The following is an 18,630-nucleotide window of genomic DNA, read 5'->3' as shown; positions in this document are numbered from 1 at the left end:
ACGTTTTTCACCACAAGAAAGAAGTATTGGCAAATGTTGTCGTATCCAATTAAAATTACTTTATATCATTTCCATACCGCCGCATAAAAATTTCTCCAGATTTTCTCCATGAAAACAATGGCCTCCATCCCAGACATCATGATAAATTTCTTTCTCTTTTCCAAACAGACCATAAGCCTTACGGATCACTTCCAGCTGCTCCAGAACATTTTCCATACCTCTGTATCCGTTTAAATGATCAGATCGGGCAGACTGTACCATCAGCGGTCTGGGCGCCAGCAGTGCCCCAATATCTCCCATATCCACATGCTCCCAGAGATGAGGAACATAATTGCAGCTGCAGTTACCATTCAGCCTTAAAAGAGAATCCGAATATCCATATAAGTATCCGCTTATAATTACCGTTTTAATCCTGTCATCCAGAGCAGAAAGCCAGAGCGTCTGCATTCCTCCACCAGAGAATCCCACACATCCTATGGACTTCTCATCCCATTCTCCCCGTTCCTTTACATAATCAATCAGCCGCATCAGATCCCAGGTACACATTCCAATCACAGTCATTCCCAGGGGTTCTGCCATATGGGCAAGATGAAAACAGGTTGAATTCAAAAATTCACTCTCCTCCTCTCCCTGCAGTGCAGCCTCCCTTCTCTCCCCAAATCCCCGGCAGTCAGGGCAGAGAGCTGCATAACCAAGTTTTGCCATCATCAGACCATAATCGTAATGAAACAGCTCAATTTTGTCTGCAACCGCGGGGATTTCCCGAACTCCGGCAACGGAATATTTTCCCGCTCCCTGATGACCTGGTGGTGCCAGAAAGCATTTCAGCTTTTCTTTTCCTCGATTTGGAGGAATCAGAACATAAACTGGCATATACACTTCCGGTTCTACCTGAAGGAGAATTTTTTCCCGTATAATCCCGTCTTCTATTTCCACACGTTCCAGACATCTGGGGTTTAACGGACAGTATTCCATGTTCTGCAGTCCAATCAGATTTTTTAACAGCTCTCTTGTTTCCTGTTTCCAATTTTCATATTCTGTTATTGTCTCTGCGCAAAACCGGTTCCTTCTTCCATTTTCCTTCATCCTCTTTATAAGCTGCCCTTCACAGGTATAAAACCGGGAAATGGGTATTGTTCTTTTCTTATCTTCCATATCGTAACCTTTCTATAAATAAATATATTTAAACCAGTAAAAAACCGGCACAGAAACGAATCTCTGTGCCGGTCTGATAATCATTATTTGGTCGATGAAACGAACCGGTCATACTGCTGCTGTTTTACCTTCAGCAGTTCCTTTAATCCCATACTGTCAAGCGTAGATAAGTAAGAATCAAAAGTGCTAAGATCTGTCGTTCCTGTGATAAATGCCACATTCATTTCATCTACATAAGTAGTGATATCAACCAGATATTGAGAAATAATATTCTGCTCATCCTTTGTGGAGTAGATAAAGGGCCATGGTGCCTTGGAAAATGACTGCAGCTCCTTATCCTTATCAACATGCCATTTAGGAAGAAGCACATCCGTTGCCTCTACAGACTGCTGGGAAGGGAGACATCCTGCATTGATGCCAAGCTGCTGAAGCCAGTTATTATCAGAAGCCTTCTCCGTATAAGCCTTCTTTCCGTCAGCTGATACGGTATAGCTTTCCCCTTCAAGTCCCCAAACATAATAGTTCTGCGCTTCCTCACTCATTGCATAATCCAAGAACTTGATAGCTAGAAGCGGATCCTGGTCCGACTTGCTGACTCCGAATATATTGGCAATGGGGTTTCTGCCCAGGTAGTAACCTTTTGATTCTCCGGAAAGAGGAGGAATTCCAACCATAATTCCCTTATCTCCAGTATACTCCGGATACTGCTTGCTGTAAAGCTGTGACATCTGCCAGCTGTAATCAAACGTTGCACCTGTTATATTACGTGCACAGCGCTCTGTAATCTGGTCCCGGGTAAGAGAGGTATATTCTACCTCCAAAAGCCCTTCTTTATAAAGACCATTTAAAAATGTCAGATACCTCTTATAATTCTCGGACTCCGCTGCTGCATAGTGTACTTTCCCATTTTCATCAGCATAAAAACCATCCACCAGGTTCAGCCCAAAAGCCGGTCCAAACATATATGGAAGATTCTTAGCTGTAACGCTTAACGGAATTTCATCTGTTTTATCCCCATTTCCGTTCATATCATTATCCTTAAAAGCGCGCAGAGCTTCTACAAACTCATCCAATGTGGAAGGTACAGGCAGTCCCAGCTGGTCTAACCACTGCATATTCATCATGGTACAGGGTTGGTAGTTATCCGTTACAACCGTCTGAGGCACATAATAAATATGTCCATCCTCAGCGGTAAGACTGGCTTTTATTTTAGGGTTATTATCAAGAAACTTTTTGTAATTGGGCATATAATTCATATACTCATCCAATGGATAGAATAGCCCCGCAGTAATATAAGTCATGTTATCATCCAGATCAGGAAGTTCCACAATATCAGGAAGATCTGAACCGGATGCAAGCATTGGGCTTACACTGTCCTTATAATTTGTGGGTGATACAAGCGTCCAGTCGATGGTCACTCCCGCATTGGAAGCAATGGTCTTAATAATATCCGCGTTGGCATAATCCACCGTAGAGTACCAGGAATTCTGTGCCAGAATACTGACCTTTGCATCAGGCGTGCTGGTAACCGGTGCCGCACCAGTATAATTAAATTCAGCCTCTTTACCTTTCTCTTCTTTTGGTTCTGTCTGGGTGCTCTTACCTGAACAGCCAGATAATGCCGCTGCAGCTATCATTGCAGATAATACCGCCGCTTTCCAATATTCCTTCTTTTTCATTGTAACATCCTCCTCATTTTTATTATATATAATCAAAACATGATTATCCTTTTACTGCTCCCAGCATTGTTCCTTTCACCAGATATTTCTGAATAAAGGGAGTAAGACATACGATTGGTACCATGGATAAAACAATGCAGACGTACCTGATCTGAATGGTAGACTGGGCTGCTGCACTTGCCGCAGTTGCATTACCGGAAGCCTGCATAATCTCTGTAGAAGCCATTAAAAGAATTCTGCGCAGAAACAGCTGTAACGGCTGGAGATTCTGCTTTCCAATATAAAGCAGTGCACTGAAGAAATCATTATAACGTGCCACTGCATAATACAAGGTTAAAACTGCCAGCGTTGGTTTAATTAAAGGAATTGCAATTTTCACCAGAATCTGAAGGTCATTAGCCCCTTCCAGATAAGCATTTTCAAACAATTCCTCTGCAACGCCTTCAAATGCAGAACGGCAGATCATAACGTTATAAGCGCTGACCAGTACGGGAAGTATCATGGCCAGTCTGCTGTTATACAGACCAAGTCCGGTCACTACCAGATAGCTTGGTATGAGGCCTCCTGAAAAATACATGGTAAATGCCAGAAGGAAATTCATTTTCTTTCTTAAGAAAAACCGTTTTCTGGATAGCGGATATGCTGCCAGACAGGTAAATACGATATTTAAACAGGTTCCGGTAATCGTATAATAAAACGTATTACCATAAGAAATCCAAAGATCCTTATAAGCCATAACCATTCGGTACGTATCCAGATTGATATCCACCGGAAGCAGGGTTATTAACCCTTTGTTCACCGCTTCACCGGAGCTTAAAGAAATGCTTACTACATATACAAACGGGTACAGGGTAATACAGACTGCGATTGCAATTAAAACCCAGATGCAGATATCAAACAATTTATCCGTGATACATTCATTTTTAAATTCCGTCCATGTACTTTTCTGATTCATCTCTTCCTCCTTACCATACAGATGTTTCTGTCAGCTTTCTGCTCAATCTGTTTGCCGTAAACACAATGACAAAGCCGATGAGAGAATTAAACAGTCCTACTGCAGTGGCATAGCTGTAATTCTGGCTTCCAATACCCTGTCTGTAAACATAGGTGGAGATTACATCTGCTGTTTCATAGATTCCGGAATTATAGAGCAGATAAACTTTCTCAAATCCTACATTCAGTAGATTTCCCAGTGACATAATGAGCAAAAGCACTATGGTTGGTTTAATGCTGGGCAGTACCAGATAGCGTATTGTCTGGACCTTGCTGGCACCATCCACCTTCATGGCTTCATAAAGCTCTGGCGCAACTCCCATAATTGCAGCCACAAATATAATGGAATTAAAACCAAAGCTCTGCCAGGAACCGGATATTACATAAATAGCCCGAAACCACTTCGGCTCTCCCAGGAAATTTACCGCTGTACCGCCTGCCTTAACAATTAACTGATTGATAATGCCGTTTGATGGTGATAAAAAGTTTGTTATCATACCGCAGATTACCACTGTGGAAATAAAATAAGGCAGATATGTAATGATCTGAGTTCCTTTCTGCAAATACTTGTTTTTTATCTGGGTGATGCACAGTGCAAAAATAATGGGAATCGGAAACCCAAATATCAGTGAATAAAATGAAAGCAAAAACGTATTACGAATCAGTCTGAACGCATAAGGCGAGTTGAAGAACTGAATAAACCACTTCAGCCCTACAAAGGTTCCTGTATAAAGACCCATCATCCCGCTGCCCGCCTTAAATTGTGTAAACGCCATTACAAGACCCGTCATGGGTAAATAGGCGAATATCAGATAATAGATCAAAACCGGTGCAAACATCAGCAGCAGATATTTATCTCTCTTTACATTTTTTCGAAAAAGTAGTTTTTTTTCTTCCTTAGAGAGTTTTACATTCATTTCTTTAATCCCCTTCCATTTGATGAGTGATAAATCCATTGTACATATTGCATTATTTTTTACTAGTTTCACTTTTTTCAAGGGCATTTTAACAATAAAAAATGAATGAATCAAAAAAGGAAGCAGTATTTATTGTCCTTTTTTGATTCATTCCATGTTTTACAGTGCATTAATTTGTTTAATTATAACGACTCCTCTTCTGCTGTTTTCTCTCCCCGGAAGTCACTTGGGTTACATGCCATAATTGCTTTAAAATTTCTTCTGAATGTCAGCATATTGGTATAGCCGCATTCCTCTGCTATTTTCTCAAGGGGAAGAGATGAGTTCTTTAAAAGATCTGTTGCATGGGAAATTCTCCGTTCCTGAACATATTTTAAATAAGTCATCCCAAACCGCTTTTTCACCAAAGCTGTAACATACTTGCTGCTTACTGAAAAATGATCCGCTATCTGTGTAAGAGAAAGGTCCGGATTTTTGTCATTTTTATTAATATACTCAATTAATTCCATGTCATTCTGGAAGTATTCCTCTCTCAATTCCTCTGACCGGTCCATCTCAACAAAAAGTTCTTCCACAAGACCGCTGTAATAGCTTATGACTTCCCCCATGGTCCGGTAGGGGGGACAAATGTCGACTCTTCGTAAAGGAATGCCGCACTGTTCCCATACCGTCTGCATTGCTTTTATAACCGTCACGTAAAGCTCACTGAGTAATAGTTTTCCTGCATAGACAGAATTATCAAATTCCATCTGGTTTTTCTTCTCAATCTCCTCAAAGAAGCTGCTGATACTCTCCCGATCCCTGTCCTTCATCCCTTTTGTCAGCTGTTTCATTCCATCCTTAGGGAAATAATAATTCATGGAACAATCTGACTGGGGATCATGGAAATAGATACACCCTCTGCCCTCCCATAGAATTTTCTCAAGAGCAAGCATTGCATTATCACAGGAAACGGATATCTCTTCCAGCTCTTCTTTTACTTCATCTGCACCAACAGTTACCACACACGTTAAATCCAGGGTCTTTTTCATTTTATCAAAAAATTCATAAAGCCTGTCTTCCAGACGTTCCCCATTATTGCTGTTAAAAATAAGATAAACGTGTAAGGAATCCTTTTCATAACACAAAATTTTAAGTTCCGGATCTGACTCCTGTTCCGCCAGTAATGAAATCGCCTTTACCGCTTTCTTAGCTTCTTCCTTTTTCCATCTCTCCCCATAATATAAATCCACCATTGCAGTCAGAAAGAATACCCGTTTTAACTGAATAAAATCTGTTAAAAACTCCTTATTGCCTGATTCCCCATCGCTGCCCAGAATAAGACTGTGCAGGATACCCTGGCTGGCATAGGGCGACATATTGTGAACCTGCTGCATATATCCATTCCGTTCACCAAGTAAATCAACAACTCCGGAGACAATTTTTTCTACCTCGTTTTTTCCCTCTCTCTTTTCCTTCCCCACTATAGTCCTGATTTTCTCAAACGGAGATGAATATTTATTTGTAAAAAAATAAGCAAGAATCAGATACCCCAGACAGATAAAGAATCCGAAAAGCAAAGCAAAAGAACCCATATCAGACAGTTCAAAACCAAACTTGTCTTTATCTGCTATGATTTCATATGAGATTAAATTGCTTACCTGAGAAGTCTGCTTAAAGATTCTGCCATCCTCTATTCCCGCCTTGATAACGGGTTTTCCATTATAGTATACCGCATATCCCCGTGCTTCCCCCAAAGCTGATTTCAGCATGCCTTCTATCTTCTGGTTATCAAACAGAACACAGATGATGCCCCTCTCTGATCCTGATCCATATTGATAGACTCCGCTGTATATCAGATATTTTTTAAAAAAAGTCAGCTGGCTGTTATTCATGTTTAAGCAGGTATTTAAATCCGTGATTGCCAAACGGTCTGCTGACCACACTGATAAATCAACTTTGTCAGATAAATGAATAACCTCATCACTCGTATATATCTTATTATAGTTATTCAGCATCAAGACGACATCAGAGATATTAAAATCATCACCAGCAGTTTTCTGAGAACGAATATCATTCAATACCTGATACAAAAGATAAGAATCAACCGGATTTTGCATCTGAACGGTCATATACAGTTTATTAATCAAAGAGGAATTATTTAAATTTGTTATTATATTCTGGGCGCTGTAAATCTGCTGATCCATCCCATTGGCAAATGCCTGGGCCTTGGTTTCATAATATTTTACAGCCTGATTTTCCTTCACCTTCACAGCTTCAAAAACTACTGTGACAGAGTATATAAGAAAGCTTAAAATAATTATCAGACAGTAGGATAAAAACATATTTTTAAAGAATCTGCTCTTACGGGCTTCCATAGCATTCATAATTTGATCACCTTATTATACCCCTTACATTTTCTATCATTTTTTCACTGTAAAAAATCTCATTTATAATATACCAAACCCGCTGATTGATAGCAAGGACATTCACCCCGTCTCATAATCACCATCCAAATATCAAATTTATCATAGTAAAATCCTTTGGAACAGTATTCATCAAATCATGTATTTGAATATTTTTATGCAAATTTGATATAATTTTAACGAATTTAGCCTTTCACAAAAGCATTATTACATAATATTAGGGTGTTATTTTTTAATATTGTGTTGTTTTATACAATTTCCAACATTTTTCAACACTATTTATGTTGAGAATATCTCAATCGTGAAGTATACTTAACATAAAAGGCAATACTGTTAAAATGATAAAACGGGAGATGATTGCAATTTTAGGAATGGTTATTGCAGACGATGAAAAAAAGATCTGTAAGCTCATCGAATATTTAGTTAATTGGGATGAAATTGGCATCCGGCTGCTGGGAACCGCATACGACGGTTTAACTGCACTGCAGCTGATCAATGAAAAAAAACCGGATATTCTTCTTACAGATATCCGAATGCCTGGAATGGATGGACTTCGTCTGATTGAAGAAGCAAAAATGCAGAATGAGATTCTCAAATGCATCATCATCAGCGGATATAAGGACTTTCAGTATGCTCAGCAGGGAATGAGATTTGGAGTAAGGGACTATCTGTTAAAACCAATTAATCAGGAAGACTTAACCCGTACATTAAAAAAGCTGGTTAAGGAAACCCAGGAACAGATGTCCATACAATCCTCGCATATGCGACTTGAGGAGACGTTAAAGAGTTATACCGGAACATTTAAACACCTGTTTTTAAAGACTGTTTTACAGAAACAGCTAAATGAACAGGAGGAAAACATACTGCAGGAAGTTGAGAAAATCAATGCTGCTGATATCATGAAAAATTCAGCACGGTGCATTGCAGTAAAACCCAATATCAGTTACAGGGAATTTACAGAGGAAAGCTACCAGCTCCTGACGGATAAAACTCTTGAAATAGCAGAAGTGGAATTTTCATCCCATAACTGGATCTGGATATCAGAAGTGACTGGAGAAGGAATCTTCTTTCTTCTTTTTTATGATGCTTTGGACCGGAAAGAGCTGCTGGAATCCATAAACCACATAAAAGAGCGGGTTCTCAGTCTTCAGGATCTGTTCCCCAGACTCTATTTTAATGCTGTCGTCAGCGAGCAGGCTGACAGCTCTATCCAGTTGATACACCGGATTAAGGAGAGCCGGATTGCCATAGGAAACCGCTTTCTCACAGGTTTAAATACGGTCTCAGAGATTAAACCACCTGCTGCAAAACCGGCTGAATCAGGATCTGTGGACACCAGAATCTCTAAACTGCTGGAGGACAAACCAGATGCCTTTGACATAACTGAGATTAAAAAATGTGTGGAAGCCGCAAGGCGTATTATGAAAGCCGAAGACATTTCATCCTGTCTGCAGGTAAAGAAAAATCTTTTGCTGGTTTTAAACTATTACCTTAAGGGATTTAAGCAGCTGGATTCCACCCTGGAAGAACACGAAAAGGAAGCATGGTTTTCTGAAATGTATGAGCACTGTACAAGTCTGGAACAGACCTTCCGCCTTTTAGAAGATACTCTTTGTGAAACGCTTCAAAATGTAATGGATCACCTGAAAAACAGAGAAATTAAACCGGTTATCTATGCCAAGCGTTATATAGAAGAAAATAAGGGAATCAATATTAAACTGGAAGAGCTGGCAAAAAATACAGGATTCAGTTATACCTATTTCTCCTCTCTTTTCAAAAAAGAAACAGGGAAAACATTATCAGAGTACATCCAAATGGTACGGATTGATACTGCAAAAAAACTATTGACCGAAAAGGAAAGAAGCGTCAGCGAGGTTGCTGAGCTGGCCGGTTATAATGATATAAAATTTTTCACCAGACAGTTTAAAAAGACACTTGGCGTATCGCCCAATGAATACAGGAAATTATTTACAAACCGATAGCTGGGAGGAATCCGATTGAAAAAGCAATGGCTGAAAAACCGGTTCAATTTATGGATCGGTACACTGATATCCTGGAACATTCTTTCTCTCCTTCTGCTTTTCCTGATTCTTATGGCGAACCACACACAGGAATCATATCTTGCATTGTTCCTGGTCCTATTTATGGGCCTTTCACTAGTTTCAATTCTCCTTTGGGGAAAGGCACGAATATGGGAACCCCTGCATTCAATGGAAAAGCAGGCAGAACTTTTTAATAACGGAATCATTTTCACAGAGCTCTTTAAAAGTCTGGAAGGCATATCTCCCAGCTTTGATGAATTGTTATCTGGAATCCATACCAGTCTGGATAAAGATAAAATGATAGAAAATGCAAAACAACAGGCCCGATACCTGGCTTTACAGAATCAGATCAACCCGCATTTTCTCTATAATGTACTGGAATCCATACGTTCCGACGCCATTATGGCAGGCGTTCCGGAAATTGGAAAAATAGCAGAAGCACTGGCCGTCTTTTTCCGCTACACGACTTCAAATATGGAAAGCCTGACTACGCTGGAAGAGGAACTTTCCAATGTCAAAAATTATTTTATAATTCAAAAATACCGGTTTGAGGAAAAGCTTTATCTTGATATCCTGCTGCCGGAGGAAGATGATCTATTAAAGGCCAGAATTCCCAAGCTTACGCTGCAGCCAATTGTAGAAAATGCAATTAAACATGGATTAGAGCCAAAAGTTGAGGGAGGAAAAGTGGTCATTGATATTGACCACAGCGATACCATCCTGTATATCTCTGTATCAGACGATGGCATCGGCATTGACGATGCTGCCCTGGAACACTTAAATGATACGCTGCTGCATATGGCTGGGGGGAATGGCTCCGTCAGAGAGGATAAAAAAGGCGGGATTGCACTGAACAATGTAAATTCCAGAATACGCCTTCTTATGGGGGAGGAATACGGAATTCATCTGTTCAGTTCTCCCGGTGCGGGAACAGAGGTTTCCCTTACACTTCCCTATATACTTGATGAAACAGAAAGGCTGGGATCATGAAACAGGAAGTACTGCGATACGAAAATATCTACTGTTATGAAGGAAATCAGACTTTACTCAAGGGACTCTGCCTGCGTGCCTTTCAGGGACAAATCTGCTGTGCCATAATTCCTAATTTAATCGAGAAGCAGAATTTTCTAAGTTTGCTGGAAGGTACCCTGAAACCGGACTCCGGCTGGATCTATTGGAATGGGGAGAAACTAAACTCTTTCCGTTCTCAGGATCAGATACGAAAACAGACCGCTTTCATTGGCAGGAACCGCGGAGTCTTTTCACAACTGAGTGTTGAAGAAAATATATTTGTGGCAAACAGCAGAGTTTTCTGGTGGAACCGCGCTGCCGCTCTCTGCCGGAAGGCTCCGGATCTATTCGAAGAACTGGACTTATCTCTGCCTGTTACTCCCAAAGCCCATACCCTGGACTACGGCAGACAAAAGCAGATTGAGCTTTTGCGTGCTTATGTATCGGGGCGAAAGCTGGCAGTCATCACAGATCTGGAGATGTATTTATCAGAGGAAGAGATGAAAGACTTTTTTGATCTGTCTGCCAAATTAAAAATGAAAGGCATGACTTTTCTCTATATTTCAGGCAGTGATTTCTCTTTATGGAAACATGCTGATGAAATCACCATCATAAAAAAGGGAAGGTCCATCAGCCGTGTGAACCCCAGTCACTTTATTCAGTCGTCAAACGTACAAATCATTACGGAAGACCATGACATCAGAGACTTAAAGCTTAACCCCGTTATCTCCTTAACCCGGTATATAAAGGGAGGGGAATTGTTAAATATACTTGATGTGAATTCCGCTGAATGCAGTCATGCCATTTCCATACTGGAAGACTGCCGGTCAATAACGGCAAAAGCTATTATTTCCAACAGGTATGATACTATTTTTCGATCCGTTTTAAATGAAATTGTTTTTATTGAAGCAAGATCCCTGGATGAGATGATATTTACAGATATGACCATCATGGATAATTTTATCTTTATGCTCATGCAAAAAAAAGCCGGCGTTCAGTTTAAGAAATCCTATCGAAAACTGGTTAAAAATATGACCGAGGGCATTTTTACGGAAAAAGAACTTTCAACGAAAGCGGATAAAGTCAGTGATGAATGCAAGCTGAAGCTGATTTACTACAGATGGATTTTCCTTCGCCCAAAAGTTATGGTGTGCATCAAACCATTTTCATCCATTGATTTTCAGCTCCGCTCCCTGACGATCAGCCTTCTTGAAGAATCATTAAGATCCGGGATTGCTGTTATACTCATTACAAATCATATGACAGAAGCATATACCATGAAAGGAAAACATCTCACAGTAGAGAATGGGCGTTTATATACCGATTAACGTTTCCCGTTTCTCAATGTCTTATTCAATAAAAAAGCCTAATTCTGTCAGGCTTTTTTTCATCTCGCATTTCGTAAGATATCGAAACATCTACCCCCTTACAGCGCAAATTATACCATTGTTTTATTGTGTTTTTGTCTATAAAATAGTAATTACATTGAATCATTTTATGCAACTTGTATAATACGTGTTGTGAAAGGAGATTAAAAACATGAAAAAAAGAATCTTATCCATGATGTTAGTATCTGCCCTGCTGGTATCTGCTACCGGCTGCGCAGGGAAAAAAGCAGATACTCCGGCAGCCAGCAGCGAAGCTGCCACGACCTCAGCTTCTGCTTCTGCTTCCGCTTCTACAGGAGACATCAAAGTTGGTGTAATCTTAAAAACACTGTCCAGCGAATACTGGAGCTATGTAGCTGCAGGAGTAAATGCAGCCTCAAAGGATTTAGGCGTTAGTGTTGATCTTCAGGGACCTGCTTCAGAAACCGCATACGACGAACAGAACAATATGATTGAAACCATGCTTGCCGGAGGAATCGATGCCTTTGTAATTTCTCCCCTCCAGTCAGAATCAGTTGCCAGCGTAATCGGTGATGTAAAGATTCCAGTGATTACCGTTGATACAGATGCTGAGATTCCTGGAAAAGTAGCCTTTGTGGGAACCGGTAATGACAAAGCAGCCTATCAGGGCGGATTATTTGCTGCAGAAAAAGCCGGTAAAGGAACAAAAGCAGTTATTATCGGCGGTGTTGAAGGAAACGCAACCAGTGATGCCAGACAGGCCGGTTACACCCGGGCTATGGAAGAAAACGGAATAGAGATTGTTTCCGTACAATATGCCCAGTCAAATCCTGATACCGCTGCCAATGTTATGGAAAATATGATTACTGCCCAGAGCGGTGACATTCAGATTGTTTTATGTCATAACGATGATACTGCTGCAGGAGCTGCAACCGCCTGCAAACAAAGCGGTTTAAAAGATGTAGTAATTGTTGGATTTGATGGAAATCAGAGCGGTGTTCAGAATATAATTGACGGAACCATTTCCGCTACCTGTGCTCAGTCTGCCTATACTATGGGTTATAAAGCAGTAGAAACTGCAGTCAAATCAGTAAAGGGTGAGACTGTGAAATCCTTTGTTGATACCGGCTGTGAAGTTATTTCCTCCGATAATGCAAAAGAATATTTAGAAAAACTGAAAGGCTATTTAAAATAACCTGCTTGTAAGAAACAGAAAGGGTTGAACTGCTATGAGCTTAATGGAACTGAAACATGTGACGAAACGCTTCCCGGGAGTTGTGGCTCTGCGCAATATGTCACTGGATATTAAACCAGGTGAAATTCATGGACTGATCGGTGAAAATGGTGCCGGAAAATCCACACTGATTAAAGTACTGACCGGGGTGTATACCCCGGAGGAAGGTACTCTCATCATGGATGGAAAAGAAGTCTCCTTTAAAAATCCCAGGGAGGCTGCCGCCCATGGAATAGCATGTGTTTACCAGGAACTTAATATTGTACGCCTTCTATCAGTGACAGATAATATATTTATTAATAAAGCGCTGAAAAAGAAGAACAGCCCGTTCCTGGAATATGACAAGATGCATGAGAGAGCACATGATGTGATGCTGTCACTGGGACAGGATATTGATGTAAAGAAAGAATGTGGTTCCTATGGGATGGGAATACAGCAGATGGTTGAGATAGCAAAGGCTGTTTTAATTGATGCAAAGCTGATCATTATGGATGAACCCACCTCCAGTCTTGGAGAAAAAGAGGTTGCCCAATTAATGAAAACCATCCGCTCATTAAAGGAAAAAGGGATATCCATCCTGTTTGTTTCCCACAAGCTTGAAGAACTCTTCGAATTATGCGACCGGGTAACAGTTATGAGAGATGGAGAGCATATCCTTACAAAGGACATTTCAGAGATGGACAATGACTCTCTGATCTCCGCCATGGTAGGAAGAACTCTGGATAACCAATACCCAAAGATGGAGACAACCAGAGGCAGAGAAGCCTTAAGAGTGGAACATTTAAATTCAACCGGAGTTTTAAAGGACGTGAGTTTCCATGCCAACTATGGAGAAATTCTTGGTTTTGCCGGCCTGGTAGGAGCCGGACGTACAGAAACGTTCCGTGCCATATTCGGTGCTGACAATCACGATTCCGGAACTATTTATATTAATGAAAAACCTGCCACCATAAAGTCTCCAAAGGACGCAATCCGCCAGGGCATCGCATTTTTAACAGAGGACCGGAAAGGCCAGGGCCTTGTTCTGACCCAGTCTGTACGTACCAATCTCATTCTCAGTTCCATGAAAAAATGTAAAAAAGGACTCTTTCTGGATGAGAAACACATAGACCAGCTAACCGGAGAGAATGTAGACGGTTTAAAAATTAAAATATCAGATTCAAAAGAAGCAGTTGGGCAGCTGTCCGGAGGAAATCAGCAGAAAGTAGTAATCGGCAAATGGATTAATACCAATGCAGATATATATATCTTTGACGAACCCACCAGAGGCATTGACGTAGGTGCAAAAGTTGAAGTTTATAACATCATGAACAACTTAATAAAAGCTGGTAAATGTGTGATTATGATTTCCTCTGAACTGCCTGAAATTATCGGAATGAGTGACAGAGTCATTATAATGAGAGAAGGAAAAATCATGGGCGAGCTTTCAAGAGAAAGTGATTTACTGAATCAGGAAACGATTATGAAAGCTGCCTGGGGAGGTGCTATACAATGAAAACAAAAAAAATGAAAGACATAGTCAGTAAGGCAGCTCCGCTGTTGGCACTGATCCTGTTGTTTATGATTCTGTCAATGGCAACAGATAAATTTCTAACAATGAATAACATGATGAATATCTTAAGACAGACGGCGGTTAACGGCCTCATCTCCGCAGCCATGCTGGTTGTACTGATTACCGCAGGCATCGATCTGTCTGTAGGCGCAAATGCCATATTGTGTGCCTGTGTAATGGGTATGCTCAAAAATTCACTGGGAATCACAAATCCATTTATCCTGATACTGGCCTGTATCATCACCGGACTTTGTGTTGGTTTTTTGAATGGACTTCTGTTGACAAAAATGCATCTTCCTCATCCCTTTGTATCGACTCTGGGTATGAAAAATGTACTTTGCGGCCTTGCTCTTTTAGTCGTAGCAACAAAAACCATCTCCGACTTTCCCGCAGGCGTTACATTTTTAGGCTCCTCCAACCTGTTCAAATCAGCCGATGGATTTTCCGGAATCCCTCTGTGTTTTGTAGTTCTTATATTGATTTATGGAGTGTACCATTTCTTTTTAAATAAAACAGCACTGGGCCGAATGATCTACTGCGTAGGCGGAAATCCGGAAGCCGCCCGCTTATCAGGCATTAATTCAGACAACGTTCTGATCTTTGTTTACAGCTTATCCGGCTTTATGTGTGCGATTGCCGGTCTGGTAATCGTAGGACGTTCTGCAGTGGCAAATCCATCTGCAGCCATATCTCCCTATGATACAGATGCCATTGCAGCATGTATTATAGGTGGTGCCTCCTTCATGGGAGGAAAGGGAACAATCTGGGGAACATTAATCGGCGCACTGATGATCTCAACCATACGTAACGGTCTGACACTTCTCAATACTTCCAGCTCCGTTCAATATATCGTCATCGGTATGGTTATTATCGCAGCTGTATTTATTGATGTAACAAGATCCCGCATGGAAGCAAAGGCCAGAAGACTGGCGGCAAAATAAGTATGAAAAAGCTCTCTGATAATAACTTCAGAGAGCTTTTTACTATTTATATATTCTTTTTAATTTGTTCTGTAATCTCATCCAGGCAGTGTCCCAGCTCATCATTTCGAAAACGCACTTCAATGCCGCATCGAAGGAGATTTTCTTCCTTAAAATCCTCTTCATCCGCAAGAAATCTTCTGCATACTTCTTTATATTTAGGCACTTCCTGGCATCTTTCTCTTTCTATTGAACGCAGCAAGCGCTCTCTGTCATCGACCTCTATATAAATAGGGTACAGATACTCATTCCCGAAATAATCCCTGGTTCTCTCATAAGACTCCAGCGTTCCTATCATAAGATAAATTCCATGACCCGACCGGTCAAACTGCCCATCGTCTACGGTAAAATAACTCCATGGTCCATATATGGTTTCGTAAGTACGTTCTTCAATCAATTTTTCTTCTTTCCGGAATTGTTCCAACTCTTCCCTGTTTGTAAAGAAATATTCCACCCCGTTTACTTCCCCATCCCGAATCGGTCTTGTTGTATATGGTATAATTGTTTTTAAAACTGGAATTCTCTCCGGAAGTTTTTTATAAATAGTATCCTTCCCGGAAGCACTTTTACCCATAATATAAAATATCCTGCTCATCGCTCACTACTCCAATTTAATTATTTAACTGCTTCGTCCATAATGTAAATATACTCCGCATTTTCATCTTCCAACCCCTGCACAGGAAGCTCCATATCCTTATATTCTATAATCAGATCGACCAATTCCTTTTTTAAGACCTCACCGGGGGCAATAATCGGAATCCCCGGTGGATAGATATAAACAAATTCCGCCGAAACTCGATCTGCTGCATCTTTTAAAGGTACTCTCCTTCTACATGAATCCATTCCCTGTGCTATGGTAACCCGGCATTCCGGTCTGACCTTAAAATCACCATACTCTTCAGCTTTATTAATACTGCCTGAGTATACCCTGGTCTCTTTCCCTGCCCGGGAATCTATATCCAACAATGCCTCAGAAAGCCTTTCAAAGCCTTCTTTCGTATCAGCCAGGGTCAAAATCGCCGTTACATAATCAGGACCGCACATCTCCATTTCCAAATGATACTCTTCCCTTAATAAACAGTTCAGTTCAGCTCCTGTAAGACTGGATTCTCTTGTAGATATTATCAGTTTCGATAGATCAACATCATATACGCCAGACTGCCCTTTCACCTCTTCATTCAGAATCTTTAAATAAGAAAGCTCCTTCAGCCTCTCCCGTAATCCCATTATTTTCTCAAAAAACTCTTTCATACAGCCCCGTCCCTGATCATCCATAAACCCGATACAGTTATCTACAGAGGCTAACAGAACATAAGAAGGACTGCTTGTCTGATACATATGCACGTACCGGTCCAGCCTGTCCAAATTTACATATCCACTCTTTACATGCATGACTGCCGTTTGTGTAAGAGAAGGAAGCGTCTTATGTAAACTCTGAATTACCACATCCGCACCCAGTTCCAGGGCAGAGACAGGAAAGCCTTCCCCTTTTCCAAAAGAGAAATGTGCCCCGTGGGCCTCATCAACAATTAAAGGCAAATCAAATTTATGAACTATACTTGCAAGCATCCTGACATCCGATACTATCCCATCATAAGTCGGCGATACTACAAGCACAGCTTCCACTTCCGGATGGTTTTTCAACATTTTTTCCATCTCTTCAGGAAGTATTCCACCTTGGAGGCCAAATCCTCCAATCAATTGTGGATAAATATATTCTACTTTTAAATCATTGAGGAAAACTCCATGGTAAGCAGACTTGTGGCAATTTCTGCTCATTAAAATAGTGCCGTCTCTGGATACCGTGCCGCTTATGGCACTTAATATCCCGCAGCTGCTTCCATTCACAAGATAATAAGTCCTGTCGCTATTGTATACCTTCGCAGCCCATTCCATGGACTCCCTTAATATTCCCTGAGGATGATGCAGATTATCAAATCCATCAATCTCCGTAATGTCAATAGTAAAAGGATTGGTAAATTTCTTACTAAACGATTCTTTCCATTGCCTCTTATGCCCTGGCATATGAAACGGATAAAAATCTGAATTTCCATATTTCTTTAGTCGCTCTATTAGATCCGTTTTTTGACTCACTTCACGAACCGCCTCTCTTAATGACTCACTGATCGGTTTTAATAAATCAGCTCTTTTAGTATATCATTCTTATCACATCTTTACAATTTTTTCTCACAGGGTTATAATAACGTGGAAATAGGAAGGAGAACACCGATTATGAGACTGATAGAATTTAAAATGGAGCGCCCCGGTCTTGTATCCGCTGGAGATGAAGTTCAGATCATCGAAAGGGAAGGTACCAGCAGCTACAGTTATATCATAGATCCCGCAGTTGCCATGTCCGGATGCTATATGGGACGTGACCGCCTTAAATCAGATCATGGAATTGTAAAAGAGATCAAGCATAACGACAGAGGATATTATGTAATTGTAGAATTCGATGAATAGTAATTCTTTCATCGAATATTTTTTTACATGAAAAAAGCCCTGAAACATCTCTGTTCCAAGGCTTGTCCTGAGACACCGGGGATTCGAACCCCGGACAACTTGATTAAAAGTCAAGTGCTCTACCACCTGAGCTAGTATCCCATATGCCCAAAGCCGGAATCGAACCAGCGACACGAGGATTTTCAGTCCTCTGCTCTACCAACTGAGCTATCTGGGCTCATGTGTAAAAAACACATTATCCATAAAAAATACCAACAAAAATTGCGGGGGCAGGATTTGAACCTGCGACCTTCGGGTTATGAGCCCGACGAGCTTCCAGACTGCTCCACCCCGCGTTATTCAATTATATTATATGCAGTGATTAGAATTTTAATCACTAAATGGATGGAGATGGATTCGAACCATCGAAATCGTCGATAACAGATTTACAGTCTGCCCCCTTTGGCCACTCGGGAACCCATCCATATTTATTTTTGATACAAGCCGATGATCGGACTCGAACCGATAACCTGCTGATTACAAATCAGCTGCTCTGCCAATTGAGCCACATCGGCACAACTCTTCTCATGTATGATATAACACTTGCATACAGAATGGGACCTATAGGGCTCGAACCTATGACCCTCTGCTTGTAAGGCAGATGCTCTCCCAGCTGAGCTAAGATCCCATAATCAAATTCAGTTGTACAACGACCCGGATGGGATTCGAACCCACGACCTCCGCCGTGACAGGGCGGCGCTCTAACCAGCTGAGCCACCGGGCCAAACCTTTTTGAAGGTTATTACATATACCCTCAAAACCACACATTGTTATATATCTTCATCCGTTCTTTCCTCTTACCTAAACCACA

At 40.9% G+C, this 18,630-nt stretch carries 14 protein-coding genes and 7 tRNA genes; 7 read left to right on the top strand and 14 right to left on the bottom strand.

The features are described from left to right. Window positions 1-60 precede the first annotated feature (60 nt). The 5 genes from DS742_RS26930 to DS742_RS26910 form a co-directional block, all read right to left on the bottom strand. Window positions 61-1,155 (bottom strand): alpha/beta hydrolase family protein, encoded by a 1,095-nt coding sequence (locus DS742_RS26930; RefSeq protein ID WP_242996865.1) that lies wholly within the window; start codon window positions 1,153-1,155, stop codon window positions 61-63. A gap of 83 nt (window positions 1,156-1,238) precedes the next feature. After that, window positions 1,239-2,834: an extracellular solute-binding protein gene (locus tag DS742_RS26925; RefSeq protein ID WP_117419992.1), complete on the bottom strand. Its 1,596-nt coding sequence runs from the start codon at window positions 2,832-2,834 to the stop codon at window positions 1,239-1,241. 43 nt (window positions 2,835-2,877) lie between these two features. Continuing rightward, entirely contained in the window at window positions 2,878-3,789 is a 912-nt protein-coding gene (locus tag DS742_RS26920) for a carbohydrate ABC transporter permease (protein ID WP_117419991.1), read from the bottom strand. A 10-nt stretch (window positions 3,790-3,799) separates the two neighbouring features. Further along, the gene (locus DS742_RS26915) at window positions 3,800-4,744 is read right to left on the bottom strand and encodes an ABC transporter permease (RefSeq protein ID WP_117419990.1); all 945 of its coding nucleotides are present in this window, start codon (window positions 4,742-4,744) and stop codon (window positions 3,800-3,802) included. 182 nt (window positions 4,745-4,926) lie between these two features. Next, the gene (locus DS742_RS26910; protein ID WP_117419989.1) at window positions 4,927-7,110 is read right to left on the bottom strand and encodes a helix-turn-helix domain-containing protein; all 2,184 of its coding nucleotides are present in this window, start codon (window positions 7,108-7,110) and stop codon (window positions 4,927-4,929) included. 377 nt (window positions 7,111-7,487) lie between these two features. On the opposite strand from DS742_RS26910, the gene DS742_RS26905 reads away from it, so the two are divergent. The 6 genes from DS742_RS26905 to DS742_RS26880 all read left to right on the top strand — a co-directional run bounded on the left by DS742_RS26905 (window position 7,488) and on the right by DS742_RS26880 (window position 15,278). Beyond that, complete coding sequence (locus tag DS742_RS26905; protein ID WP_117419988.1) at window positions 7,488-9,131, top strand: response regulator transcription factor; 1,644 nt, start codon at window positions 7,488-7,490, stop codon at window positions 9,129-9,131. A gap of 15 nt (window positions 9,132-9,146) precedes the next feature. Further along, on the top strand, window positions 9,147-10,181 hold the full coding sequence (locus DS742_RS26900) for a sensor histidine kinase (protein ID WP_117419987.1): 1,035 nt from the start codon (window positions 9,147-9,149) through the stop codon (window positions 10,179-10,181). After that, window positions 10,178-11,530 carry an ATP-binding cassette domain-containing protein gene (locus DS742_RS26895; RefSeq protein ID WP_117419986.1) on the top strand — a complete coding sequence of 451 codons (1,353 nt, stop codon included), beginning with the start codon at window positions 10,178-10,180 and terminating at the stop codon, window positions 11,528-11,530. Before DS742_RS26900 ends, DS742_RS26895 begins: the two co-directional genes overlap by 4 nt. A 211-nt stretch (window positions 11,531-11,741) precedes the next feature. Continuing rightward, on the top strand, window positions 11,742-12,746 hold the full coding sequence (locus DS742_RS26890) for a sugar ABC transporter substrate-binding protein (protein ID WP_117419985.1): 1,005 nt from the start codon (window positions 11,742-11,744) through the stop codon (window positions 12,744-12,746). A 34-nt stretch (window positions 12,747-12,780) separates the two neighbouring features. After that, a complete protein-coding gene (locus tag DS742_RS26885) occupies window positions 12,781-14,280 on the top strand; it encodes a sugar ABC transporter ATP-binding protein (RefSeq protein ID WP_117419984.1) in 1,500 nt (499 codons plus the stop codon). Beyond that, entirely contained in the window at window positions 14,277-15,278 is a 1,002-nt protein-coding gene (locus DS742_RS26880; RefSeq protein WP_117419983.1) for an ABC transporter permease, read from the top strand. Before DS742_RS26885 ends, DS742_RS26880 begins: the two co-directional genes overlap by 4 nt. Before the next feature lie 46 nt (window positions 15,279-15,324). Here DS742_RS26880 and DS742_RS26875 read toward each other — a convergent pair whose 3' ends face one another. Further along, window positions 15,325-15,912 (bottom strand): nucleoside/nucleotide kinase family protein, encoded by a 588-nt coding sequence (locus tag DS742_RS26875; RefSeq protein ID WP_117419982.1) that lies wholly within the window; start codon window positions 15,910-15,912, stop codon window positions 15,325-15,327. Between the two features lie 20 nt (window positions 15,913-15,932). Beyond that, the gene (locus tag DS742_RS26870; protein ID WP_117419981.1) at window positions 15,933-17,411 is read right to left on the bottom strand and encodes an aminotransferase class I/II-fold pyridoxal phosphate-dependent enzyme; all 1,479 of its coding nucleotides are present in this window, start codon (window positions 17,409-17,411) and stop codon (window positions 15,933-15,935) included. Between the two features lie 138 nt (window positions 17,412-17,549). Between DS742_RS26870 and DS742_RS26865 the strand changes: the two genes are divergently transcribed. Beyond that, window positions 17,550-17,780, top strand: coding sequence for a hypothetical protein (locus DS742_RS26865; RefSeq protein WP_117419980.1), 231 nt, complete (start codon window positions 17,550-17,552; stop codon window positions 17,778-17,780). A 68-nt stretch (window positions 17,781-17,848) separates the two neighbouring features. Here the strand turns inward: DS742_RS26865 and DS742_RS26860 are convergent. The 7 genes from DS742_RS26860 to DS742_RS26830 form a co-directional block, all read right to left on the bottom strand. Beyond that, window positions 17,849-17,921 (bottom strand) — tRNA-Lys (locus DS742_RS26860). A gap of 3 nt (window positions 17,922-17,924) precedes the next feature. After that, window positions 17,925-17,997 (bottom strand) — tRNA-Phe (locus DS742_RS26855). A 44-nt stretch (window positions 17,998-18,041) separates the two neighbouring features. Beyond that, a tRNA-Met gene (locus tag DS742_RS26850) sits at window positions 18,042-18,115 on the bottom strand. A 46-nt stretch (window positions 18,116-18,161) separates the two neighbouring features. After that, window positions 18,162-18,243 (bottom strand) — tRNA-Tyr (locus DS742_RS26845). A gap of 18 nt (window positions 18,244-18,261) precedes the next feature. Continuing rightward, a tRNA-Thr gene (locus DS742_RS26840) sits at window positions 18,262-18,334 on the bottom strand. A gap of 40 nt (window positions 18,335-18,374) precedes the next feature. Beyond that, a tRNA-Val gene (locus DS742_RS26835) sits at window positions 18,375-18,447 on the bottom strand. A 22-nt stretch (window positions 18,448-18,469) separates the two neighbouring features. Continuing rightward, a tRNA-Asp gene (locus tag DS742_RS26830) sits at window positions 18,470-18,543 on the bottom strand. Between the last annotated feature and the right edge of the window lie 87 nt (window positions 18,544-18,630).

Origin of the sequence: Lacrimispora amygdalina, assembly GCF_003432035.1 — a bacterium.
Taxonomy (GTDB): Bacteria; Bacillota; Clostridia; order Lachnospirales; family Lachnospiraceae; genus Lacrimispora; species Lacrimispora amygdalina.
Note: the sequence above shows the minus strand (reverse complement) of the source record. Positions and strands in the feature narration are given on the sequence as shown.

Excerpts from the sequence above, each read along its gene's own strand:
- DS742_RS26930 (WP_242996865.1), bottom strand. The coding sequence starts at position 1,155 with ATGGAAGATAAGAAAAGAACAATACCCATTTCCCGGTTTTATACCTGT.
- DS742_RS26880 (WP_117419983.1), top strand. The coding sequence starts at position 14,277 with ATGAAAACAAAAAAAATGAAAGACATAGTCAGTAAGGCAGCTCCGCTG.
- DS742_RS26915 (WP_117419990.1), bottom strand. The coding sequence starts at position 4,744 with ATGAATGTAAAACTCTCTAAGGAAGAAAAAAAACTACTTTTTCGAAAA.
- DS742_RS26920 (WP_117419991.1), bottom strand. The coding sequence starts at position 3,789 with ATGAATCAGAAAAGTACATGGACGGAATTTAAAAATGAATGTATCACG.
- DS742_RS26865 (WP_117419980.1), top strand. The coding sequence starts at position 17,550 with ATGAGACTGATAGAATTTAAAATGGAGCGCCCCGGTCTTGTATCCGCT.
- DS742_RS26905 (WP_117419988.1), top strand. The coding sequence starts at position 7,488 with ATGATAAAACGGGAGATGATTGCAATTTTAGGAATGGTTATTGCAGAC.
- DS742_RS26875 (WP_117419982.1), bottom strand. The coding sequence starts at position 15,912 with ATGAGCAGGATATTTTATATTATGGGTAAAAGTGCTTCCGGGAAGGAT.
- DS742_RS26895 (WP_117419986.1), top strand. The coding sequence starts at position 10,178 with ATGAAACAGGAAGTACTGCGATACGAAAATATCTACTGTTATGAAGGA.
- DS742_RS26925 (WP_117419992.1), bottom strand. The coding sequence starts at position 2,834 with ATGAAAAAGAAGGAATATTGGAAAGCGGCGGTATTATCTGCAATGATA.
- DS742_RS26910 (WP_117419989.1), bottom strand. The coding sequence starts at position 7,110 with ATGAATGCTATGGAAGCCCGTAAGAGCAGATTCTTTAAAAATATGTTT.
- DS742_RS26885 (WP_117419984.1), top strand. The coding sequence starts at position 12,781 with ATGAGCTTAATGGAACTGAAACATGTGACGAAACGCTTCCCGGGAGTT.
- DS742_RS26890 (WP_117419985.1), top strand. The coding sequence starts at position 11,742 with ATGAAAAAAAGAATCTTATCCATGATGTTAGTATCTGCCCTGCTGGTA.